Annotated in this window: 18 protein-coding genes; 15 read left to right on the forward strand and 3 right to left on the reverse strand. The window is 53.7% G+C overall.

Annotation, left to right across the window (positions count from 1 at the left end):
* Positions 1-136: 136 nt before the first annotated feature.
* The 3 genes from arcC to arcA form a co-directional block, all read right to left on the reverse strand.
* Positions 137-1,066: a carbamate kinase gene (gene arcC / locus D0544_RS05045; protein ID WP_125014906.1), complete on the reverse strand. Its 930-nt coding sequence runs from the start codon at positions 1,064-1,066 to the stop codon at positions 137-139.
* Positions 1,067-1,160: 94 nt separating this feature from the next.
* Positions 1,161-2,162, reverse strand: a complete 1,002-nt coding sequence (gene argF / locus D0544_RS05050; protein WP_125014907.1) for an ornithine carbamoyltransferase — start codon at positions 2,160-2,162, stop codon at positions 1,161-1,163.
* A 109-nt stretch (positions 2,163-2,271) separates the two neighbouring features.
* Positions 2,272-3,498, reverse strand: a complete 1,227-nt coding sequence (gene arcA / locus D0544_RS05055) for an arginine deiminase (protein ID WP_125014908.1) — start codon at positions 3,496-3,498, stop codon at positions 2,272-2,274.
* A gap of 1,162 nt (positions 3,499-4,660) precedes the next feature.
* Here arcA and D0544_RS05060 point away from each other — a divergent pair.
* The 15 genes from D0544_RS05060 (at position 4,661) to D0544_RS05130 (ending at position 22,118) form a co-directional block, all read left to right on the forward strand.
* Positions 4,661-6,067, forward strand: a complete 1,407-nt coding sequence (locus D0544_RS05060) for a YfcC family protein (protein ID WP_125014909.1) — start codon at positions 4,661-4,663, stop codon at positions 6,065-6,067.
* Positions 6,068-6,564: 497 nt separating this feature from the next.
* A complete protein-coding gene (locus D0544_RS05065) occupies positions 6,565-7,956 on the forward strand; it encodes an MBL fold metallo-hydrolase (RefSeq protein ID WP_243647299.1) in 1,392 nt (463 codons plus the stop codon).
* Between the two features lie 388 nt (positions 7,957-8,344).
* Positions 8,345-8,830 (forward strand): transcription termination/antitermination protein NusG, encoded by a 486-nt coding sequence (gene nusG / locus D0544_RS05070; RefSeq protein WP_164880839.1) that lies wholly within the window; start codon positions 8,345-8,347, stop codon positions 8,828-8,830.
* Between the two features lie 154 nt (positions 8,831-8,984).
* Positions 8,985-9,335 (forward strand): four helix bundle protein, encoded by a 351-nt coding sequence (locus D0544_RS05075; RefSeq protein ID WP_125014911.1) that lies wholly within the window; start codon positions 8,985-8,987, stop codon positions 9,333-9,335.
* Between the two features lie 69 nt (positions 9,336-9,404).
* The gene (locus tag D0544_RS05080; protein WP_125014912.1) at positions 9,405-10,751 is read left to right on the forward strand and encodes a phosphohexomutase domain-containing protein; all 1,347 of its coding nucleotides are present in this window, start codon (positions 9,405-9,407) and stop codon (positions 10,749-10,751) included.
* Positions 10,752-10,759: 8 nt separating this feature from the next.
* Entirely contained in the window at positions 10,760-12,346 is a 1,587-nt protein-coding gene (gene pgi, locus D0544_RS05085) for a glucose-6-phosphate isomerase (RefSeq protein ID WP_125014913.1), read from the forward strand.
* Between the two features lie 149 nt (positions 12,347-12,495).
* Entirely contained in the window at positions 12,496-13,572 is a 1,077-nt protein-coding gene (locus tag D0544_RS05090) for an LPS O-antigen chain length determinant protein WzzB (RefSeq protein ID WP_164880840.1), read from the forward strand.
* Between the two features lie 189 nt (positions 13,573-13,761).
* The gene (locus tag D0544_RS05095) at positions 13,762-15,756 is read left to right on the forward strand and encodes a nucleoside-diphosphate sugar epimerase/dehydratase (protein WP_125014915.1); all 1,995 of its coding nucleotides are present in this window, start codon (positions 13,762-13,764) and stop codon (positions 15,754-15,756) included.
* Positions 15,757-15,812: 56 nt separating this feature from the next.
* Positions 15,813-16,883 carry a dTDP-glucose 4,6-dehydratase gene (gene rfbB / locus D0544_RS05100; RefSeq protein WP_125014916.1) on the forward strand — a complete coding sequence of 357 codons (1,071 nt, stop codon included), beginning with the start codon at positions 15,813-15,815 and terminating at the stop codon, positions 16,881-16,883.
* An 18-nt stretch (positions 16,884-16,901) separates the two neighbouring features.
* Positions 16,902-17,774 carry a glucose-1-phosphate thymidylyltransferase RfbA gene (rfbA, locus tag D0544_RS05105; RefSeq protein ID WP_207905764.1) on the forward strand — a complete coding sequence of 291 codons (873 nt, stop codon included), beginning with the start codon at positions 16,902-16,904 and terminating at the stop codon, positions 17,772-17,774.
* Positions 17,771-18,163 carry a sugar 3,4-ketoisomerase gene (locus tag D0544_RS05110; RefSeq protein ID WP_125014918.1) on the forward strand — a complete coding sequence of 131 codons (393 nt, stop codon included), beginning with the start codon at positions 17,771-17,773 and terminating at the stop codon, positions 18,161-18,163. The genes rfbA and D0544_RS05110 overlap by 4 nt, the downstream gene beginning before the upstream one ends.
* Entirely contained in the window at positions 18,160-18,624 is a 465-nt protein-coding gene (locus D0544_RS05115; protein WP_125014919.1) for an acyltransferase, read from the forward strand. The genes D0544_RS05110 and D0544_RS05115 overlap by 4 nt, the downstream gene beginning before the upstream one ends.
* On the forward strand, positions 18,621-19,742 hold the full coding sequence (locus D0544_RS05120; protein ID WP_125014920.1) for a DegT/DnrJ/EryC1/StrS family aminotransferase: 1,122 nt from the start codon (positions 18,621-18,623) through the stop codon (positions 19,740-19,742). The genes D0544_RS05115 and D0544_RS05120 overlap by 4 nt, the downstream gene beginning before the upstream one ends.
* A gap of 3 nt (positions 19,743-19,745) precedes the next feature.
* Complete coding sequence (locus D0544_RS05125; protein WP_125014921.1) at positions 19,746-20,996, forward strand: O-antigen translocase; 1,251 nt, start codon at positions 19,746-19,748, stop codon at positions 20,994-20,996.
* 612 nt (positions 20,997-21,608) lie between these two features.
* Positions 21,609-22,118, forward strand: coding sequence for a hypothetical protein (locus tag D0544_RS05130; protein WP_125014922.1), 510 nt, complete (start codon positions 21,609-21,611; stop codon positions 22,116-22,118).
* The last annotated feature ends 48 nt before the right edge of the window (positions 22,119-22,166 follow it).

The following is a 22,166-nucleotide window of genomic DNA, read 5'->3' on the forward strand; positions in this document are numbered from 1 at the left end:
TAGTCTATGAAAACCGGGTTGGCGTACTCTGTAAAAAGGGGGGGGGAGAAGGTGGTGGGCAGCCCGGGGAGGGGGCTCTAATAAGGTCACGGCGGCCACCCTGTGAGGGCCGTGCCGCCGCGAGCAGTTGCCTGGCTTAGTGGTAGTCCACCTCGCCGTTATGATCGGCACGAATAACCGTGCCGGCCTGGCCATTTACGATCTCAAGGGCTTGCGCCAGGGAGCCGATGCCACCGATCTTTCCACCAGAGCGAACAAAGGCGTTGGCGGCTTCAACCTTGGGCCCCATGGAGCCGGCGGCGAAGCCATGCTCTTCCATCTGCTCTGGAGTCGCGGTTTTGATGGTCTTCTGGTCTGGCTTGCCCCAGTTGATGGCCACACCCTCAACATCGGTCAGTACCAGCAGGGCATCGGCTTTGAGGTCAATGGCCAATACCGTGGAGGCGCGATCTTTATCGACCACGGCCTCAACGCCTTGCCACTTCCCGCTCTCATCCCGGGCGACCGGAACACCTCCACCTCCGGTGCAGATCACCATGGTGCCATTATCAACCAGCTGCTTGATGGAGTTAAGCTCCACAATCGACTTCGGCATGGGGGAGGGAACGACCCGGCGGAAAAACTCGCCATCGGCCTTCATGAAATAGCCTTTGGTACGGGCAAGCTCTGTCGCCTGCTCCTGGCTATAGATGGGCCCCACAAACTTGTCGGGGCTGCTAAAGGCGGGGTCCTGGGTGTCGACCACCGTCTGGGTGAAGAGGCCGGCGATATGGGCATCGGGTAGTTCGTTGCGAAGCGCTTTCTCGAACTCGTACCCGATCATGCCCTGCGTCTCGGCCCCCAGCACGTCAAGGGGGTAGTTGCTGACATCCGGGTAGGCTTCGTTCTGCAGAGCCAGCAGGCCAACCTGGGGACCGTTTCCATGGGTGAGCACAACGGTATGCTCGCGGGCCACTTTGGCAATCGCTTTGGCGGCGGTTTCGATGTTGCGCTTTTGATTTTCAGCTTCCAGAGGTTCGCCCCTTTGCAGGATAGCGTTGCCTCCGAGTGCAATGACGACTAACATTTTGAACTCCTCTCAGGAGGGGCGCTGGCTGCCCGTGACCCTTTCAACTTTCGCGGGTAGCCAGCATTTATCTGCCGTAGATAAGGGGTATCCCTTACTGTCCGAGGGTGGCCACCATCACAGCCTTGATGGTGTGCATGCGGTTTTCAGCCTGGTCGAACACGATGGAGGCGGCAGACTCGAATACCTCGTCGGTAACCTCAAGGCCATCCAGTCCGTACTTCTGGAAGATCTCCTCGCCAATAATGGTTTCACGGTTGTGGAACGCGGGCAGGCAGTGCATGAACTTCACATTGGGGTTGCCGGTTGCTTCCATGACCTGCTTGTTGACCTGGTAAGGGGTCAAATCCTTGATGCGCTCTGCCCATACGGAATCGGGCTCACCCATGGATACCCACACATCGGTATAAAGGAAGTCAGACCCTTTAACGGCCTCTTTCACATCGCTGGTAATGGTGATCTTGGCACCGGTGGTTTTGGCGATCTCCTTGGCGACCTGAATCAGCTCAGGAATCGGGCGGCAGTGCTCCGGAGCGGCCATGCGGAAGTCCATCCCCATCTTGGCGGCACCGATCATCAGTGAGTCGCCCATGTTATTACCGCCATCGCCCAGGAAGGTAAAGGTGATTTCGTTGAGCTCTTTGCCGCTGTGCTCTTGCATGGTCAGGAAGTCGGCCAGGATCTGGGTGGGGTGGAACTCGTTGGTAAGGCCGTTCCACACCGGAACGCCGGCGTGCTTGGCCAGGTCTTCTACCACATCCTGCCCGAAACCGCGGTACTCAATGCCGTCGTACATGCGGCCCAGAACGCGGGCGGTATCCTTCATCGACTCCTTCTTGCCGATCTGGGAGCCGGTGGGGCCCAGATAGGTAACGTGGGCACCCTGATCGTAAGCCGCCACTTCAAAGGCGCAGCGGGTACGGGTAGAGGTCTTCTCAAAAATCAGGGCGATGTTTTTACCCTTCAGGCGCTGGATCTCGTTGCCGGTGTATTTGGCCACCTTGAGGTCATCGGCGAGGCGGATCAAAAACTTGATTTCACGGGGAGTGAGGTCTTCCAGCTTCAGGAAGTGACGGTTACGAAGATTAAAAGCCATGATCAAATTCCTTCTTTTTAACGGGGGTTATTACTCGCTCCGGCTCCACTGAGCCCAGAGCAGTTTTACAGGAGAGGTGGCCGGGTTAGCGGCCACCGGAACTCATCAATCAGATACCATCACGCTCAAGCGGGCAGCTCATGCAGCGTGCGCCACCTCGGCCGCGGCCCAGGTCCTCACCGGGGATGGGAAGGACAGTGATACCGGCCGCTTGCATCTTCTCGATGGTAAACACGTTACGCTCGTAGCCGATTACAACACCGGGGCGCACGGTCAGTACGTTGTTGGCATCATTCCACTGCTCACGCTCGGCTTCGAACACATCGCCGCCGGTGGTGACCAGGCGCAGCTCAGGCACACCCAGGGCGCGGGCAATGGCATCGGTAAAGCGGTCTTTTACGCGGGTAAATACAATCTCACCCGCCGCGTTACCGGGCGTCAGCTCCCAGGCGGCGATATCGTCACGCATGATGTCGGGATAGACGGTGAAGCAGTCGAGGTCCATGTGGGTCATCACGGTGTCCAGGTGCATGCAGCTACGAGCCTTGGGCAGTTGAAGTGCAATCACCTTGGTCGCCTGGCCGGTCCGGAACAGGTTTTGAGCCAACAGCTCAACCCCCTGGGGAGTGGTACGCTCGGACATACCAATGAGAACCGCACCCTTACCGATAACCAGTACATCGCCCCCCTCAATGTGGGAAAGCTCGAAATTGCGGTCTTCGTCACCGAAGTAGATCTCGAAGTCGGCATCCTTGAACATCGGGTGGAACTTGTAGATGGCGCGCAGGTGAACGGTTTCACGCTTACGGGCTGGCTTCGTCATCGGGTTGACTGACACGCCACCATACACCCAGCAGGAGGTGTCACGGGTAAACAGGTGGTTGGGGATCGGGTCCATGATGAAGTCGGTCTGGCTCATCACCTGCAGCGTGGGGCTGCCCAGGTCGGAGTTGAGCTCGGCAACGGTCAACCCACCTATCAGGTGAGAGGCCAGCTTGGTGGCGGGAAGGTTATCGTAATATTCCCTGACAACCTTGGCCAGGGCGGGGCCGTAACGGAATTGGGAGATCTGGCGGTCAAGTACAAACTGCTTGGCTTCTTCAATTTCCAGGGTTTCAGCGAGGACCTCGCGAAGGTGGAAAACCTCAACCCCTTCGTTGCGCAGGGTTTGGGCAAAGACATCGTGCTCTTTACCGGCTTGCTCAACCCTGAGCACATCATCAAACAGCAGGTCTTCGCAGTTGGTTGGGGTTAAACGGCGAAGTGAAAGCTCCGGCCGGTGGATGAGAACTTTGCGCAGTTGACCAATTTCAGATCCTACATAAAAGCGAGACATCGTAATTCTCCTTGCTATCCAAAAAATTGCAGTCCTTTATCAGCTCCAGTTTGTTTGGAGCCGTTAGTACAAAAGGACAGCTACAAAACTGATGAGTTCAGACTAGACCTGAAAAGGGCTACTGGCATTACGTAGAAATACCGAACTTTCTGGGTACACTTACACTCCTTGTACGTACAGTTGGCAGTATTGGACCACCAGGGTAGGGAAAGGGGGAAAACGGGATAGAAAAGGACCGCTTTGACCCCTCAAATCTTAAGTCATTATGAGTTGATTTTTTTTGTTGTCTAGCATGGTTACATAATGAAACCGAAACGCGTCTGCTGCCGGTATTGGAGTGCTGGTATTACTGTTTTCTTGAACCTTGGTGCTGGAAAGTGGCAAACAAACGCTTGTTTTAGGTTGTGTTTTGGTTGCGGACCAGGACGGGAACGGGTGCCTGTCGACTCTGTTTTGTGCAGGCCGGTTATAGAGTTATTTGATTAACGCTACATCGGTTAGATCGACGGGCAGGGCACCATCGTTTTTGCCCGCACGCTGGGTGGTTCCGCTTATTGGCGAGTTGTCGAACTTCTCTTAAAGACTCAGGAAACCACCCTAAAGAACATAGGCGGCGATGCCGGCGCCAATCCGCAGGGCGACGACACCGGCCGCCTTCACGGAGGTGAATGCCGCCTGGTCGATCGTATCGCGGCTACCGGTGGGTTGATAAACCAACTGAGGATGCTGGCGTGGTCAGAAGTGGCGAAGCTTTTGGGGAGCGTCTAGGATAAGCAATCATTCATCATGTTATTTACATGGACAAAAAATAGGTACGTATGTGCCATTTTTTAAAAACGGTTTAGGGGTTAAGTTTTTATCAAACTCATCTTTATCGGACGCTGAGGGAGTAGCGAAATGTGGTCGCAAAAAATTGACTTGTATCAGGCTTATAACCGGTTAGCGCTAAAATGCGCTTTTGTAGTTCGTAATTCTTCGGTAAACCCTTATCGACATTCCTCAACTACGGATGGTCCCATCGACCGCTGAGAGCAATACTGGAGATGTGATTTTTAATTGGTCATGTCTGTCCACTGCCTCATACAGGTATTTATTACCAGATGTGCAGGAAGCAGCATGAGGACTAAGCAACACACCTGACCTGGGTGTAAGGATGCAAGCCATGAGTAAATTTAAATTCCCTACCGCCTACACGGTGCTCTTTATGTTGATTGCAGCGGTCGCTGCATTGACATGGGTAGTACCGGCCGGCCAATACGATCGTGTCATGAACGAAGACCTGGGTAAGGAGGTTCCGGTATCGGGAACCTACAAGCAGGTCGACGCCAACCCACAGGGCCCTGTGGACATGATTCTGGCCCCGATTGATGGCCTCTATGACCACAACACCTATGAAGCCAACGCCATTGACGTGGCCCTGTTCGTGCTGATCATTGGTGGCTTCCTGGGTGTGGTTACCAAAACCGGCGCCATTGATGCCGGTATCGAGCGGGTAACCCATAAGCTGCAGGGGCGCGAAACCCTTATGATCCCCATCCTGATGGCGCTCTTTGCCGCCGGGGGGACCGTGTATGGGATGGCGGAGGAGACGATTCCGTTTTACGCCCTGTTGATCCCGGTGATGATTGCCGCCCGTTTCGATTCCGTCACCGCGGTAGCGACCATTCTGCTGGGAGCGGGTATCGGAACCCTGGGCTCTACCATCAACCCCTTCGCGACCGTTATCGCGGCGAATGCGGCCGGCATCCCCTTCACCGATGGCATGGGGCTGCGCCTGGCCATTCTGGTGATCGGTTGGGCGATCTGCGTTGGCTTTGTGATGCGTTACGCCAAAAAGGTACAGGCCGACCCCTCTGCCTCTATCGTTGCCGATATGAAGGAGTCCAACGAGGAGCACTTCCTGGCTAACCGCGAGGGAGCTGCCGCTACCGAGCTGAACGGAGTTCGCAAACTGATCCTGGTGCTGTTTGCGGCCACCTTCGGCGTCATGATCTACGGTGTTGCCGTGGCCGGCTGGTGGATGGCCGAGATCTCCGGCCTGTTCCTGGCTTCAGCCATCGTCACCGGCTTGCTCTACCGCCTCAGCGAGGAAGACCTGACCTCCAGCTTTGTGGACGGCGCACGTGACCTGCTGGGTGTTGCCCTGATCATCGGTATTGCCCGTGGTATCGTTGTGGTGATGGACGCCGGTAACATGACCGACACCGTGCTCTATCATGCCGAGCAAGCGGTCAGCGGCCTCTCCTCTGTGGTGTTCATCAACGTGATGTACTGGCTGGAAGTGGTTCTGAGCTTCCTGGTGCCTTCATCCTCTGGTCTGGCTGTACTGACCATGCCGATCATGGCGCCTTTGGCCGACTTCTCCGGTGTGGGTCGTGACCTGGTGGTCACCGCTTACCAGAGCGCCAGCGGTATCGTTAACCTGATCACCCCCACCTCTGCTGTGGTAATGGGTGGCCTGGCCATCGGCCGCGTCCCCTACGATCGCTGGTTGAAGTTCGTAGCACCGCTGCTGCTGATCCTCACCCTGCTGATCACCGTGGTGCTGAGCGTGGGTGCCATGATCTAATCGTTCACCCTCGCTAACCACGACCCAAACAGACCCGGCCCCGCGCCGGGTCTTTTTTATGTACAGGATGTACGGGCCGGTAGTTGTGCTCCTGCACTACCGGCACTCCCTACGTCCCTGTAGGTCGTCTGGCGCGAGGCCAAGGACGGCCTGGAGCGGCTTATGGTACAGGATGTACGGGCCGGTAGTTGTGCTCCTGCACTACCGGCACTCCCTACGTCCCTGTCCCTACGTCCCTGTAGGTCGTCTGGCGCGAGGCCAAGGACGGCCAGGAGCGGCCGCCGAGCCGCTCCGTGCGGGCAGGAGGGTGGCACATTGCTGCAATCGACTGCCCCCTTACTTTCATCAAAGGGTTCAACATCCGCTTCCATGTAGGTCGGGCTTTAGCCCGACAGACAGGTGTTGCGGAAGGGTTGTCGGCCTGAAGGCCGACTCACAGCTATACTCATCCGGCGGAGCAAGGATGGCTCTGCTTGTTTCAGTACTCAACAGGGATTGTGATGCAGATACTTCACCACGGCGCCGTGGAGGGCGTCACCGGCTCCTGCCACCAACTGCGCCTCGATAGCGGCGTCTCGATTCTGGTCGACTGCGGCCTGTTCCAGGGCGATGAGGCACGCGGCGGAGCCGCCTCCGACTCACTGACGATCGACTTTCCTCTTAACGGGGTAGCTGCACTGGTGGTTACCCATGTGCACATCGATCATGTGGGGAGGCTGCCCTGGCTGATCGCCACCGGCTTTCGCGGGCCGATTCTCTGCTCGGAGCCCTCGGCGCTGCTGCTGCCGTTGGTGTTGGAGGATGCCTTTCGCATAGGCGTCAGCCGCGACCTGGGGCTGTTGGATCGCTACCTGGCCCTGATCAAGGCGCGTATTGTGCCGATCCCCTACGGTCGCTGGCACGAGCTACCCACCGGCGGCGACGATCGCCTGCGTATCCGCCTGCAACCGGCGGGGCACATACTCGGCTCCGCCTACGTCGAATGTGACCTCAAGGAAAGCAGCCGTAAAACCCGGGTGCTATTCTCAGGAGACCTGGGCGCTCCCCATGCGCCGCTCCTGCCGGCACCGAGGCCCCCCTATGGAGCCGATATCGTAGTGCTCGAAAGCACCTATGGTGACCGCCAGCACGAGGATCGACGCACCCGCAGCCAGCGCCTGCAGCAGGCCCTTGAGCGCGCGCTGCGGGACAAGGGGGTGGTGCTGATCCCGGCGTTCAGTATCGGTCGTACCCAGGAGATCCTCTACGAGATGGAGGGCATTATCCATAAAGCCTCCGGGCGTGGGCGCGGGGCCGGTGAGCTGGACTGGCAGCGGCTCAATATCGTTGTGGACTCTCCGCTGGCGGCCCGTTTCACCCAAAGCTACCGTCAGCTGAAACCCTTTTGGGACAGGGAGGCCCATCGGCGCCTGCGCCAGGGGCGGCATCCCCTGACCTTTGAGCAGCTCACCACCATTGACAGCCACCAGGCACACCAGCGGCTGGTAGCCGGGCTCGCCAGGGAACCCGAGCCCCTGGTGGTGATCGCCGCCAGCGGCATGTGCGCCGGAGGTCGTATCGTCAATTACCTGAAAGCCTTGCTGGATAATCCCACCACCGACCTGTTGCTGATCGGCTACCAGGCCCGGGGCACGCCGGGGGCTGACATTCAGCGCTACGGCCCCAAAGGGGGCTATGTGGTGCTCGATGGCCAGCGCATCGATATCCGTGCCCGTATCACCACCCTTGGCGGCTACTCCGCCCACGCCGATCAGGCCAACCTGCTGGGCTTTATCCGCCGCATGTGCAAACGCCCTAGCGAAGTGCGGCTGGTACATGGGGATAGCAGGGCCAAGACGGTCCTGAAACAGGAGCTGGAGCCCATGGTGGAGCGGGTAACCATTCCTTAAGCAAGTAAAGGGGGGGGAGTTTTGTTGTTTGACCCCTGTCATAGAAGTTACCGGTATACCCGTTGAGGCCAATGTCAATAGTGACTTGTAAGCCCTTTTTTGGATAATGAGCACGCTGGTGCACGTTCTGGCCTCCAAATGGCGCTTTCCTTTGCTGAATTTATCCTGTGGGTGGCAGAGCCGTCTTGCGTGTAGCTGCAGGGTTGATTTGGTACGAATGTGCTTTTTTTCGTCCCTGGGGTCAGGGCGCGCTATAGGTGCCCGTGTTGAGGTTGTTCGGTAGTTGGTCTCTGGAGAACCCCCTCGAAACCGAGTTGGGTGGATACCGCTTATCGATGAGCAGATTGTTGAGTGGCCACTGTGAGTGGTTAAGGAAAAGGGTGATCGAGTGACCGCTGAAAACGAGTGGTTTGTGGTACGCACCCGTTCCCGTGAAGAGTCGCGGGCGGAGCAGCAGTTGCTGAATCAGGGCTATCGGGTCTACCTGCCCTGGTTGCCCCGGCCACCCAGTGCCAGTCGCCCTGGTCGTCAGCCCCTGTTTCCCGGTTATCTCTTTGTGGCCGTGGAGGAGGGGGATCGCTCCTATGCCAGCGTTCGCTCCACCCGTGGAGTACTCGGTTTTGTGCGCTTAACGGGCAAACCGGCCCGGGTATCCAACACCCTGATCCAGCAACTCCAGGCCCAGGAGCAGGCCCTGGCCGAGGAGCCGCGCTGGCAACCGCAACAACCGGTACGGATTACCCAAGGCCCCTTTGCGGACCTGGAAGCGATCTACCTTTGCGACCGCGGTGAAGATCGCTGTCTGCTGCTGCTCAGCCTCCTTGGCGGCCAGCAGCAGATGGAATTTCCCCTGGTAGGGCTACAAGCCAGATAGAGAGGCCCCCACGCCGAGGCCACAAGCAGAGTGGGGGCTCTGCTTTTTTACTGAATTGAGTTTCAGGGGCGGTAGCGTGCTTAAAGAAAGGAACAAGTTTCAAGTCTTAAGAGGCAAGTTTTAAGGTTATTAGCGTTTGAAGGAGGAGCTTGAAATGGATTTCGAAAAGCTCGAAGTATGGAAGCGTTCGGCACGCTTGAGTGTGGAAATCTATAAGGCATTGGAGGCCTGTAGGGATTATGGCTTCAAGGATCAGATAACGCGCTCGGGCCTGTCGGTACCCAGTAATATTGCCGAGGGCATGGAGCGCAGCTCGGAAAGAGAGAAACTAAGGTTTCTGGATATAGCCAAAAGCTCTTGCGCAGAGCTGCGGACACAAATTTATATAGGACTTGAGGTGGGCTACATCAATCGTGAAAGGTGCGGCCACTGGAAAGCAGAAACACTCGAACTATCCAGAATGATAAGCGGACTGATGAAAGCGATTAACTCAACTGGAAACTAAACCACAGCTTATAGCTTACAGCTTACAGCTTAGTGCTTAGAGCTTAGAGCTTAGTTTAACAGGAACCCCATGCCCCACTGTTTCAAAGCCTACGATATCCGCGGCCAGCTCGGCACGGAGCTGAACGAGGAGATCGCCTACCGTATAGGGCGCGCTTATGCGCGTTTCCTGCTGCCCGCCGAGGTGGTGGTGGGCAGTGATATCCGTCACTCCAGCGAGCCGCTTAAGCAGGCCCTGGCCAACGGCCTGCGCGATGAGGGGGTGGACGTGGTCGATATCGGCCACTGCGGCACCGAGGAGGTCTACTTCGCCACCCGCCACCTGGGCGTGGATGGGGGAATTATGGTCACTGCCAGCCACAACCCCATCGACTACAACGGCATGAAGCTGGTACGTCGTGAGGCCCGTCCCATCAGTGGTGATACCGGCCTTAACGAGATCCGGGATCGGGTCTACAGCGGCGAGCTCGAAGCGGCTCCTGCGCTGAGCCCGCGGGGCGGTTACCGCCTGCAGGATACCCGGGCCGATTACGTCGCCTTTTTGCAGGGTTTTGTTGAACCTTCACTGTTGAAGCCCCTGAAACTGGTAGTTAATGCCGGAAATGGCTCGGCCGCCCCCCTCGTGGATGAGCTGGAGAAGGTGTTGCCCTTTGAGTTGGTCAAGGTACACCACCACCCGGACGGGGATTTCCCCAACGGCATTCCCAACCCGATCCTGCCGGAAAACCAGCCCGCAACTGCCAAAGCCGTTATCGAGCACGGAGCCGATATGGGGATCGCCTGGGACGGCGATTTCGACCGCTGCTTCCTGTTTGATGAAAACGGCCGCTTTATCGAGGGCTATTACATTGTGGGTCTGCTGGCCGAAGCCTTTTTGCAGAAGCAGCCCGGAGCCCGCATTATTCACGACCCGCGCCTCACCTGGAACACCCGTGAGATCTGCGAAGAGAGCGGCGGTGAGGCGATCCAGAGCAAAACCGGCCACGCCTTCATCAAGGAGCGAATGCGGCTGGAGGATGCGGTCTACGGCGGCGAGATGAGCGCTCACCACTATTTCCGAGACTTCGGCTACTGCGACAGCGGAATGATCCCCTGGCTGCTGGTGGCCGAGCTGATCTCAACCCGCGGCAAACCCCTGTCGACCATGCTGGATGAGCGCATGGCAAAGTTTCCTGCTTCCGGCGAGATAAACCGCCGCCTGGATAACCCGGCCCGGTCGATTGAGCGGGTACGTACCCGTTACGCTACCGAGGCTATCAATGTAGACACCACCGATGGCATCAGCATGGAGTTCGAAAACTGGCGCTTCAACCTGCGCAGCTCCAACACCGAACCGGTGGTGCGTCTCAATGTCGAGAGCCGTGGCGATCAGGGGCTGATGCAGCAGAAAACCGACGATATTCTGGCCCTTTTGTAGGCGGCGAAATGACAACCCGACCGATAACCCTCAACAATAAAACGGACCAGGCGACCTTGCCCCGTCAGCAGATGGGGAGGGGGTTGCCCCGCTACCCGGCCAACGGAGCCTTGCTGGAGCAGGCAGAGCGTCTCCTTGCCCTCTCGCCCAACCGGTTGTGTGGAGACCAAGCTGAGCGCCAGTCATTGAGCTTTTCCTTCGAGGATGTCGAGCTGGATATGCGGGGTCAGCGCTGGGACGAGCAGACTCTCAATGCACTGCATAAACTGGCCAAGAGCACCCGCTGGCGCGATGAGCTCGACCGAATGATCGGTGGCGAGCGGATCAACCACAGCGAAAATCGGGCCGTGCTCCATATGGCGCTGCGCCATCGCGAGAGTGGCCTGCCCTTTCCCGAGTGGGCCACCGAGGCCGTGGATAGCAGCCTGGTGCGGATGCGCCACTTCGCCGGGGCCATCCAGTCGGGGACCTACGGCAACGCCGATGGCCAACCCTATACCGATCTGGTGCTGGTGGGGATCGGCGGCTCGATGTTAGGCCCCCGCCTGGTGTATGAAGCCCTGCGTCCCTATTGGCAGCCGCAGCTGAGGCTCCATTTTCTGGAAAATCTGGATCCGGCCGAGTTCAGCGACCGGGTAGAGGTGCTCAACCCCCACACTACCCTGGTGATGGTCGCCTCCAAAACCTTCACTACCCTGGAAACCCTGAAAAACGCCGAAGCGCTGAAGCGCTGGATGGCGGCCGCTGGACTTGATCAGGAGCAGCTGAACAGGCAGTTCATCGCCCTCACCGCCGCCACCGGGCGTGCCATCGAGTGGGGCGTCGCCGAGGAGCAGGTCTTTCCCATGTGGAGCTGGGTCGGGGGGCGGTTCTCCCTCTGGTCCACCATTGGCCTGCCGCTGATGGTCGCCCTTCAGCCCGGTACCTTTGAGCAGCTGCTTGAGGGGGCGGGCCTGATGGACCGGCACCTGCTGGATGCCGATGACCAGCACAACCTGCCGCTGCACCTGGCCCTGGCCGATCTGTGGAATCATAACTATCTGGGAGCCGCAGGCCGGGCGGTGGTCCCCTACAGCCATCGCCTGTCGCTGCTGAAAAGCTACCTTCAGCAGCTGGAGATGGAGAGCAATGGCAAGGGGGTGGATGAGCAGGGCAGGTCGCTACCCCACCATAGCGCCCCCTTGGTATTGGGGGGGGTGGGAACCCCCTCCCAACACGCTTTTTTTCAGTTGCTGCACCAAGGCACTCACCGGATTGCGGTGGAGATCCTGACCATCGGAGCCCCCGAATCGGAACTGGGGGACCATCACGCCTGGCTCAACGCCAACGCCCAGGGGCAGATTGAGGCGCTGATGCACGGCTCCGCGCCCAGTAAAGAGGATGCCCAAAGTAGGGTAGAGGGGGGGCAGCCGGTCACCCATATTCGACTCAACGCCCTGACCCCCTCGGCCCTCGGCCAGCTACTGGCTCTTTATGAACACAAGGTGTTTATACTCGCCTGCCTGTGGGGTATAAACGCCTTCGATCAACCCGGCGTCGAGCTAGGTAAACAGCTGGCGAAAGCCCGAATTCAGCCCATAAGCTTCAAGCCGTAAGCTTTTAGCGGCAAGATAAATGATTATTAGCTTCAAGCTCTAAGTATTAAGTGTTTTGCTATACGGCTTATAGCTTATAGCTTATAGCTTATAGCTTATAGCTTATAGCTTATAGCTTATAGCTCCTACAAACCCTTATGAGTAAATCCATGTCACAAACCACCCCGCACCCTCCTATTACGCAATATCCTCAAGCCGCCTATCCGCCCATGATGGGGGATGAGATCGACCTGATCGAGCTGTTCAACAAAATCTGGCAGCGCAAGTTCTGGGTGGTCGGCATTACGGCGTTGATCAGTTCGCTGGCACTGGTGTATCTGATGGTTGCCAAGCCGGTTTATGAGGCGGAGGTTTACCTTATGCCTCCAGCAGCCGCTGATATTGAAGGGCTGAATATAGAAACCAGTGCGTTTAAAAATCAGGCCAAGATCGAGGATGTATACGACCAGTTCCTGAAAAATGCCCAGTCCCGTTCCCTGCAGTTGGAGTATTTTCGCGAGAATGGATATGCAGAGTTCTATGGAGGCGCAGACACGAGCGAGCAGAAAGCGTTTGAACAATTCAAGAAGTCTTTGGCGGTTAATGTGCCTAAAAAGGGCGAAGTGGTATTCACAAGTATTGCCCTCCAGGGCCCCACCCCCGAGCAGGTGCAGGCTGGTATAAACGGCTATCTGGATCAGGTGGTACGGGTCACCCAAAACGCATTGGTAGAAGATCTCAACGGGGCCATCGCACAAAAAGTCCGGCTGCTGGAGGACAGCATATCAAGCAAACGAAAGCTGGCTGAAACCTTAAGGCAGGATCGAATTGTACAATTGAGAGAGGTGCTACCTGTTGCAAAAGCCAGTGGAATCGTGCGGCCGGGGGTGGGCAATGCAGAAGGCGTTTCCAACCAAAATATCAGCATATTGAATAATGACCTTCTCTTTATGCGAGGCACAGAAGCGTTGGAAGCGGAAATCAAGGTGCTCACCGAGCGGGTAAGCGATGACCCTTTTATAAGCGGCCTAAGATCGCTTCAAGAGGCGAAGGAAAACCTGCTGGCCGTGAAACTGGATGCCAGCATGATCTTCCCCGTGAGTATCGACCAGCCCGCCACTCTGCCGGAAAAACCGATCAAACCCAAAAAGCTGTTGATACTGGCGGCTTCCATTGTGTTGGGCGGAATGCTGGGGTTGTTTGTGGCCTTGGTGGTACCGGCTCGTAAGGAAGAGGTCGCAGGTTAACGGCGGTAAGGCTTTAATGCTGGACGGCTAAAAACTGGAAGATTCAAGGGGTGAATGCTGGACGTAACCGGGTCGATTCAATATGTCTCCTCTCCAGCCCTCCAGCCCTCCAGCCCTCCAGCCCTCCAGCCCTCCAGCCCTCCAGCCCTGCAGCCCTCCAGCCCTCCAGCGCTATTTAAGAGCTAAACGATGAATAAACTAAGATCCAGATTAATTAACCTGAGCCGCCGGCAGAAGCGGGTGATTCAGGTGTCAATAGATATTCCGCTGGTATGGATTGCGCTTTACCTTGGTTTACTCATGCGCCTGGGATGGGAAGATATGCCCGCAATACAGGGTGCGATGCTGAATCTTTTTATAGGTGCAGCGGTTATTGTGGTGTTTTTCCTGGTCAATTTAGGCTTATATCGCTCCGTAACCCGATTTTTAGGTTTGGAGGGGTTGTGGAGCCTGTTTAAAGCCGTGACCCTGTCTGTGCTGGCCTTGTCTTTCATTGTATTTTGGTTTCGTGAATACCTGAGTGTCCCGCGTTCTTCCATATTTAATTTTTGGTGGCTATCGATGATGCTGATAGGTGGAGTGCGGCTAGCAATGCGCCACTACTTGCTCGCTGCCGGCTCTTTTTTGCAAAGCGGCTTAACCCGTCAATACGACAATCTGCCGAAGGTTGCGATCTATGGTGCAGGAGCTGCCGGTAACCAGCTGCTGGCGGCGTTGCGTAATGGTTTGATGGTTAAACCCGTGGCTTTTATTGATGATGACAACTCGATCGCGACCCGCACCATCGCTGGATTGAAAGTGTATAAACCCAAGCATCTACAAGAGGTGATCGACGAGCACGGAATCAGCGAAGTGTTATTGGCAATTCCCTCCGTGAGTCGCACTCGTAAGCGTGAAATCATAGAGAGCCTACAGCCTTACCCCCTACATGTGCGAACAGTTCCTGGGATTGAAGATATTGCCGCTGGCCGGGTGGAGGTGTCGGATCTTCGCGAGGTGGATATTGCCGATCTGTTAGGACGCGAAGAGGTGCCGCCTGTTGCTTCTTTGCTGGAGCGTTGTATCAGTGGTCAGGTGGTGTTGGTGACCGGGGCTGGCGGGTCAATAGGATCAGAGCTCTGCCGTCAAATTGTTCGACACGCGCCTAAATCCCTGTTGCTGTATGATCACTGTGAGTTCAGCCTGTACAGCATACACTCGGAGCTGGAGCAGGTTATAAATAGAGATTCTATGCCCATCGAGCTGGTAGCGGTGTTGGGTTCGGTGCGCGACACCCGCCAGATCAACAAAGTGATGAAGGGGTGGCAGGTAGATACTGTCTATCATGCGGCGGCTTATAAGCATGTGCCTATGGTGGAGCACAATGTGGCAGAAGGAGTTTACAATAATCTCTTTGGTACCCTTAATACGGCACTTGCGGCACTGGAGTCCGGGGTAACTAATTTTGTACTGATCAGCACCGATAAGGCGGTGCGCCCTACCAATGTGATGGGCGCTACCAAGCGCTTGTCGGAAATGGTTCTGCAGGCCCTGGCTGCCGAAGCCTACATAGAGCTACCCAAGGTTACAGGGTTGGAAGATACAGCGTCAGTGGAAAACCGTACTCGCTTTACCATGGTGCGCTTTGGTAATGTGCTGGGATCATCGGGCTCGGTGATTCCCCGCTTTAGAAGCCAGCTAAAGCATGGTGGCCCGATTACGGTTACCCACCCCAAAATTACCCGCTATTTTATGACCATTCCCGAAGCGGCGCAGCTGGTGATACAGGCTGGCTCCATGGGCAAGGGAGGGGATGTGTTTGTACTGGATATGGGGGAGCCTGTAGAGATACTGGATCTGGCCCGACGCATGATTCTGCTTTCAGGCCTAAGCGTCAAAGATGACGATAATCCTCAAGGAGATATCAGTATCGAGTTTACTGGCCTGCGCCCTGGCGAAAAGCTCTATGAAGAACTGTTGATCGGTGAAGGTGTGCAGGCTACCGAGCACCCGAAAATAATGACGGCTAACGAGAAGATGCTGTCATGGTGTGAGCTGCAAGAAATGATGAAAGCGTTGGAAGTGCAGTTGGCAAAAAACGAAATTACAGAAATAAGAAAAACCTTCTCATCGGTCGTTGATGGATATCGAAGTGAGGGTGGGGTGGTGGATGGTCTGTTTTTGCGGAGTAAAATCGGTTGTTGATGATGAATCCGTTGGCTGATACTTGTTATGAACCATAAAAAATAGGTAGATCGGACTTGAAATTTTTAGTTACTGGTGGTGCAGGCTTCATTGGCTCGGCTGTTATCCGTCATATTATCAAGAGCACCCAGGATAGTGTTTTGAATGTTGACAAGCTTACCTATGCAGGAAATCTTGAAAATCTAAAAGAGGTCGATGCCTCAAGCCGCTATCGCTTTGAGCAGGTGGATATCTGCGATCGTATGAGGCTAGAGCGTGTTTTTTCCGAATATCAGCCCGATCTCATCATGCATCTGGCTGCAGAAAGCCATGTGGACCGCTCTATTGATGGTCCGGCTGCCTTTATCGAAACCAACATTGTCGGCACTTACACAATTTTGGAAGTTGCTCGGGGCTACTGGCAAGGGATGGATCAAGCGCGAAAGCAGGCATTCCGCTTCCACCATATCTCAACTGATGAGGTATACGGTGATCTGCCGCACCCGGCAGAAGAGGGAAATGCGGCTCAGCATCTATTTACCGAAACCTCGCCTTACTCCCCCAGCAGTCCCTATTCTGCCAGCAAGGCCAGCTCTGATCATCTGGTGCGTGCCTGGATGCGCACCTACGATTTCCCCGTTCTGGTGTCTAATTGTTCCAATAACTATGGCCCCTATCATTTTCCGGAGAAGTTGGTTCCATTAATGATTCTCAATGCATTGGATGGTAAACCTCTGCCGGTGTATGGCAATGGCGACCAGATCCGTGACTGGCTCTACGTAGAGGATCATGCACGGGCACTATACAAGATTGCTGCCGAAGGAGAGGTCGGCGAAACCTATAATATCGGCGGTCATAACGAAAAACAGAATATTGAGGTGGTCCACACTATCTGCGACATTTTGCAGGAACTGAAACCCTCTGAAACGAATTATCGAGATCTGATCACTTATGTGCAGGATCGCCCCGGCCACGATCGGCGCTATGCCATTGATGCCAGCAAGATTCAGCAAGATCTTGGCTGGCGGCCTGTTGAAACCTTCGAAACCGGCATCCGTAAGACAGTTCAGTGGTATCTGGCCAACCTGGAGTGGTGCCGCAGAGTTCAGGACGGAACGTACCAGCGTGAGCGCCTCGGACAAGTTTGATTACGGCAAGGAATGACAATGAAAGGCATTATCCTCGCGGGTGGCTCTGGCACGCGCTTATATCCGATCACTAAAGGGGTGTCTAAGCAGCTTTTGCCTGTGTATGACAAACCGATGATCTACTACCCCCTTTCGGTATTGATGCTGGCGGGTATTCATGAAATTTTAATCATCTCCACCCCTGATGATCTACCTAATTTTAGAAAAATGCTGGGTGATGGGAGTAACTTCGGCATCCAGCTCAGCTACTCGGAACAACCAAGCCCGGACGGGCTCGCGCAGGCCTTTCTTATCGGTGAAGAGTTTATCGGTGATGAAAGCGTTTGCCTGGTGCTGGGTGATAACATCTTCTACGGTCAGGGTTTCTCGCCCAAACTGAAGCAGGCGGCTGCCCGCACCTCCGGCGCTACTGTATTCGGCTATCAGGTAAAGGATCCGGAACGCTTTGGCGTGGTTGCTTTCGATGAAAACAATAAAGCGATCTCCATCGAAGAAAAACCGGAAAATCCCAAATCCAACTACGCGGTAACTGGCCTGTACTTCTACGACAACGATGTGGTAGAGATCGCCAAACAGGTGAAGCCATCGCAACGAGGTGAGCTTGAAATCACCTGTATAAATAAGGCTTATCTTGAACGGGGTGATCTGAATGTGGAACTCTTGGGGCGCGGCTTTGCCTGGCTGGACACTGGCACCCACGAAAGCCTGCTTGAAGCTGCCCAGTTTGTGCAAACGATAGAGCACCGGCAGGGGTATAAGATTGCCTGCTTGGAAGAAATAGCGTTCAACAATGGCTGGATGACAAAAGAGCAACTGATAGAGCAGGGTCAGGCGTTGAGTAAGAATGGATATGGACAGTATCTGCTCAGGCTGGCAGGAGAACAAGCATGAGCATTACCGAACATCGTATACGGGGTGATCACCGCGGGCAGTTGGTTGCAATTGAAGGCCTGCAAGATATTCCTTTTGAGGTGAAACGCGTTTTTTACATCTACGGTACGCAGCCAGATGTACCACGTGGCCAGCATTCACACCATCAAACTAGACAGTATCTGATCGCGGTGAATGGCTCCTGTAAAGTTACGTTGGATGATGGCAAACAGAAAGTCACCTACGACCTAAATAAGCCTAATATTGGTTTACTTCAAGATGCTTTGATATGGGGGGCAATGCATGACTTTACCGTCGATTGCGTGTTGCTGGTAATGGCCAGCGAGCACTATGACGAAGCCGACTATATTCGCGATTATGACGACTTCCTTAAGGTGGTGGGTGCATGAGCTTTATTCATCCACTAGCAGATGTAGCCACTCCATCCATTGGCGAAGGCACGCGAGTTTGGCAGTTTGTTGTGATCCTAAAAGGAGCGAAGATCGGCAAAGAGTGTAATATCTGCGCCCAAACATTGATCGAAGGTGATGTCGTTATCGGCGACAGAGTGACATTGAAATCGGGTGTGCAACTGTGGGATGGTACACGCATTGAGGATGATGTTTTTATCGGCCCCAATGCCACCTTCGCCAATGACCCTTACCCCCGTTCCAAGGAATACCCAGAACAGTTTTCCAGCATAACTATAAAGCGCAACGCCAGCATAGGCGCCAACGCAACATTGCTGCCCGGCATTACTATCGGTGAATACGCAATGATAGGCGCAGGCGCTGTAGTTACCAAGGATGTACCCGCAAACGCTGTCTTGGTGGGAAACCCTGCAAAAATCATCAGGTATGTAACTAAATGATCCCATTTCTTGACCTTAAAACCATCAATGCCCAATACCGACAAAACCTGATTGATGCCGCCACTCGTGTAATCGACTCCGGCTGGTACATTCAAGGAACACAACTGAAAGATTTTGAGTCCGAGTTTGCAGCATACTGCGGCGCCAAGCATTGTATCGGTGTAGCAAATGGCCTAGACGCATTGACACTAACACTCCGTTCTTGGAAAGAGCTTGGCAAACTTAAGGATGGGGATGAAGTTATCGTCCCTGCCAATACCTACATTGCCAGCATGCTTGCGATCACTGAAAACCGACTGAAACCGGTATTGGTTGAGCCAGATGAGCACACCTATAACCTATGCCCGACTAAAACAGCCACTGCCATTACTGCCAACACAAAAGCCGTCCTTGCGGTTCACTTGTACGGTCAGTTGGCCCCCATGCCTGCGCTCATGGCATTGGCAGATGAGCATGGTCTATTGGTACTGGAAGATTCTGCCCAGGCGCATGGCGCGGCGATTAACGGTAAAAAAGCGGGCAGCTGGGGACATGCATCAGGTTTCAGTTTTTATCCTGGTAAAAACCTGGGGGCATTGGGGGATGCGGGTGCAGTTACAACGGATGATGACGAGCTAGCAACAACGATACGCGCTCTGGGTAATTACGGCAGCCACAAAAAATATGAAAACCTCTACCAAGGTGTCAATAGTCGCTTGGATGAGATGCAAGCGGCCATGCTGCGGGTGAAGCTACAGCACCTTGATACAGAAACCCAGCAGCGCAAAGAGATTGCACTGGCCTATGCCAAGGGCATCACGCATCCCGCACTGTCACAGCCAATACCGGCGAACAGCACACTGACATCATTGGAAAATCACGTCTTCCATCTATATGTGACCCGCACAGCAGAGCGTGAAGCTTTGCAGACGCACTTGGCTAACACAGGCGTCCAAACACTGATTCACTACCCGATCTCGCCGCATCAGCAACAAGCCTATGCACAGTGGAACGAGCAGTCGTACCCGCTGACAGAAGCCATGCATCAGCAAGTGCTGAGCCTGCCAATCAGCCCGGTGATGACTGATCATCAGGTAGACGCTGTTATTGCCGCCTGTAACAGCTTCGAGATGCCGTAACGCATGACACTGATTAAAACCAGCCTGCTCAATGGCATAGCGGTCGTCATTAAAATGCTAACTCTGCTGGGCCTTAACAAGATACTGGCTATCTATGTTGGCCCATCCGGTTACGCTGCGTTGGGGCAGTTTCAAAATGCAGTACAGATGATCACAACGCTGGCCAGCGGCGCAATCAACACCGGCGTTACCAAATATACGGCTGAATACCACGAAGACGAAGCCAAACAGCATGCCGTATGGCGAACAGCGGGCACCATCTCACTGGTTGGCTCGGTGTTGGTTGCAATGGCTGTAATTGCGTTCAACAAACCTTTAGCGGGCTGGTTCCTTAAGGATGAAAGTCTTGGTAGTGTATTTATCTGGTTTGCTGCAACACTGGTGCTGTTTGTGTTTAATACCCTCTTGCTTGCCATCCTCAATGGTAAACAAGAGATACAGCGCTATGTAACTGCCAATATCGCTGGTAGCCTCTTCGCACTGGCGGTAACGACCGTCATGGCGATTCAGCTGGGCTTGTATGGCGCACTGGTTGCATTAGCAATCTACCAGTCACTGACATTCTTCGTCACCCTGGCGCTCACCTACAAAGCCAGTTGGTTCAAACTGGCTTACCTGCTTGGCGGCATCGATAAGCAATCCGCTAAAAATCTGGCTAAATTCACAGCAATGGCGCTCACCAGTGCCGCCTGCATACCCCTCAGTCATATCCTGATTCGTAACCACTTAGGTGAAACCCTAGGTTGGGAAGTTGCAGGTTACTGGGAAGCAATGTGGAGGCTAAGCTCGGCGTATTTAATGTTGGTTACAACAACATTAAGTGTTTATTATTTGCCTAAATTATCAGGGTTGAAAAACCGTACTGATATTAAAAATGAAATAATACGAGGCTATAGAATTATATTGCCAGTATCAGTCGCTTGTGGGCTGCTTGTCTATGTTTTACGCGATTATATTATCCGGCTTCTCTTTACTGTCGATTTTTTGCCGATGGAGATCCTGTTTGGATGGCAGGTGATCGGGGATGCGTTGAAGATTGGAAGTTGGATTTTGTCTTACTTGATGTTGAGTAAGGCCATGGTAAAGCTTTTTATTTTATCGGAGCTGTTTTTTTCAGTTTTTTTTGTTTTGTTGTCAATTGTGTGTACTGGTTTTTTTGGTTTAGAGGGCGTGGCCATTGCTCATATGATTAATTATGCGGTTTATTGGTTCTTTGTTTTTTTTGCTACAAAAAAGGCTCTTTATGGGGCTTAGATTTCGAACTATTAGAAAAGATGTTTATGTTTTATGTCTTTCTGTTTTTATGCTTGTTTGTTTGAATACTTTTTATGTATGGGGGAGCTACCAGCTGGTCTACGGTTTTGTTTTTTTTTCTGCTTTTGGGCTTTCTTTGTTGAATGTGGGGCTTTTTTCTAGGAAGCAGGTTTGTTTGTCTTTGTTTGTATGCCTTTGTGTATTTATGTATAGCTTTTTAAATGGGGCTAGCCTTGTTGGTGGGGTGGTTTTTTTGTTAGCTTCTAGCCTGGTTGTGCTAATGAAGCCGCATATGTTGTTACAGGTTTTTTCCTGGTTTAAGTTTTTTCTGTCGTTAGTTTTATTTCCCGGAGTTTTGTTGTGGGGGGGCGCATCAGGTTATAGGTACTGATTTTTTATATTTTGGTCATATAGATAGTGAAGTTATACCCAACCGTTTGAAAGTAGATGAAGGACAAGGATATGCCCTATATCCTTTTAGTATTATTTTGGACTATATGTTAGATAGGTCAATGTACAGGTTTATGGGCCCATTCGAAGAGCCTGGGGTGGTGGGTACTATTTGTGCGCTTGTTTTAGTGGCTGATTGCTTAAAATTTAATAGTGTATCTGATGTTGTTTTGTTGGTTTCTGGAATTATTAGTTTTTCTCTTGCTTTTTACTTGTTGGTTGTGTTTTTTTGTCAATATTAATAGCCAGTTTTTTGAGTATACTGTCGATAGGGTTAATTTTGTAGATGGTTCTTTTAGTGGTAATAATCGTATTAATGGTGAGTTTCAAAATAAATTTGATGAGTGGGTGAGTGGTGATTTGGTTGGTGTTTTTTTTGGTTTGAGGGATTACACAAATTCCGGAGAGTCAACGTGGAAGTCTATTTTTGTTAAAACTGGAGTAGTTGGTTTTGTGGAGATGGCTTCTTGCTATCTGGCGCTGCTCGGTTTCTTTTCTAGAGTGTGGAGTGATAGGCTGCTATTATTTATTTTGGTTTTTGCTGCATCAATTTATCAGCGCCCAGATGTAATGGGGCCTCTGTTTATTTTCATCTTTATTATCGGTGTTTTAAATTCTCTACACACTCATCGCTTTGACCGTTATATGCCAAGTCACGTTTGCCGCTTATAACCGTAAAACGGTCGTTAAAACGGTGTCAGGCTGGGGGCCATGAAATTG

It is taken from the genome of Aestuariirhabdus litorea (genome assembly GCF_003864255.1).
GTDB lineage: Bacteria > Pseudomonadota > Gammaproteobacteria > Pseudomonadales > Aestuariirhabdaceae > Aestuariirhabdus > Aestuariirhabdus litorea.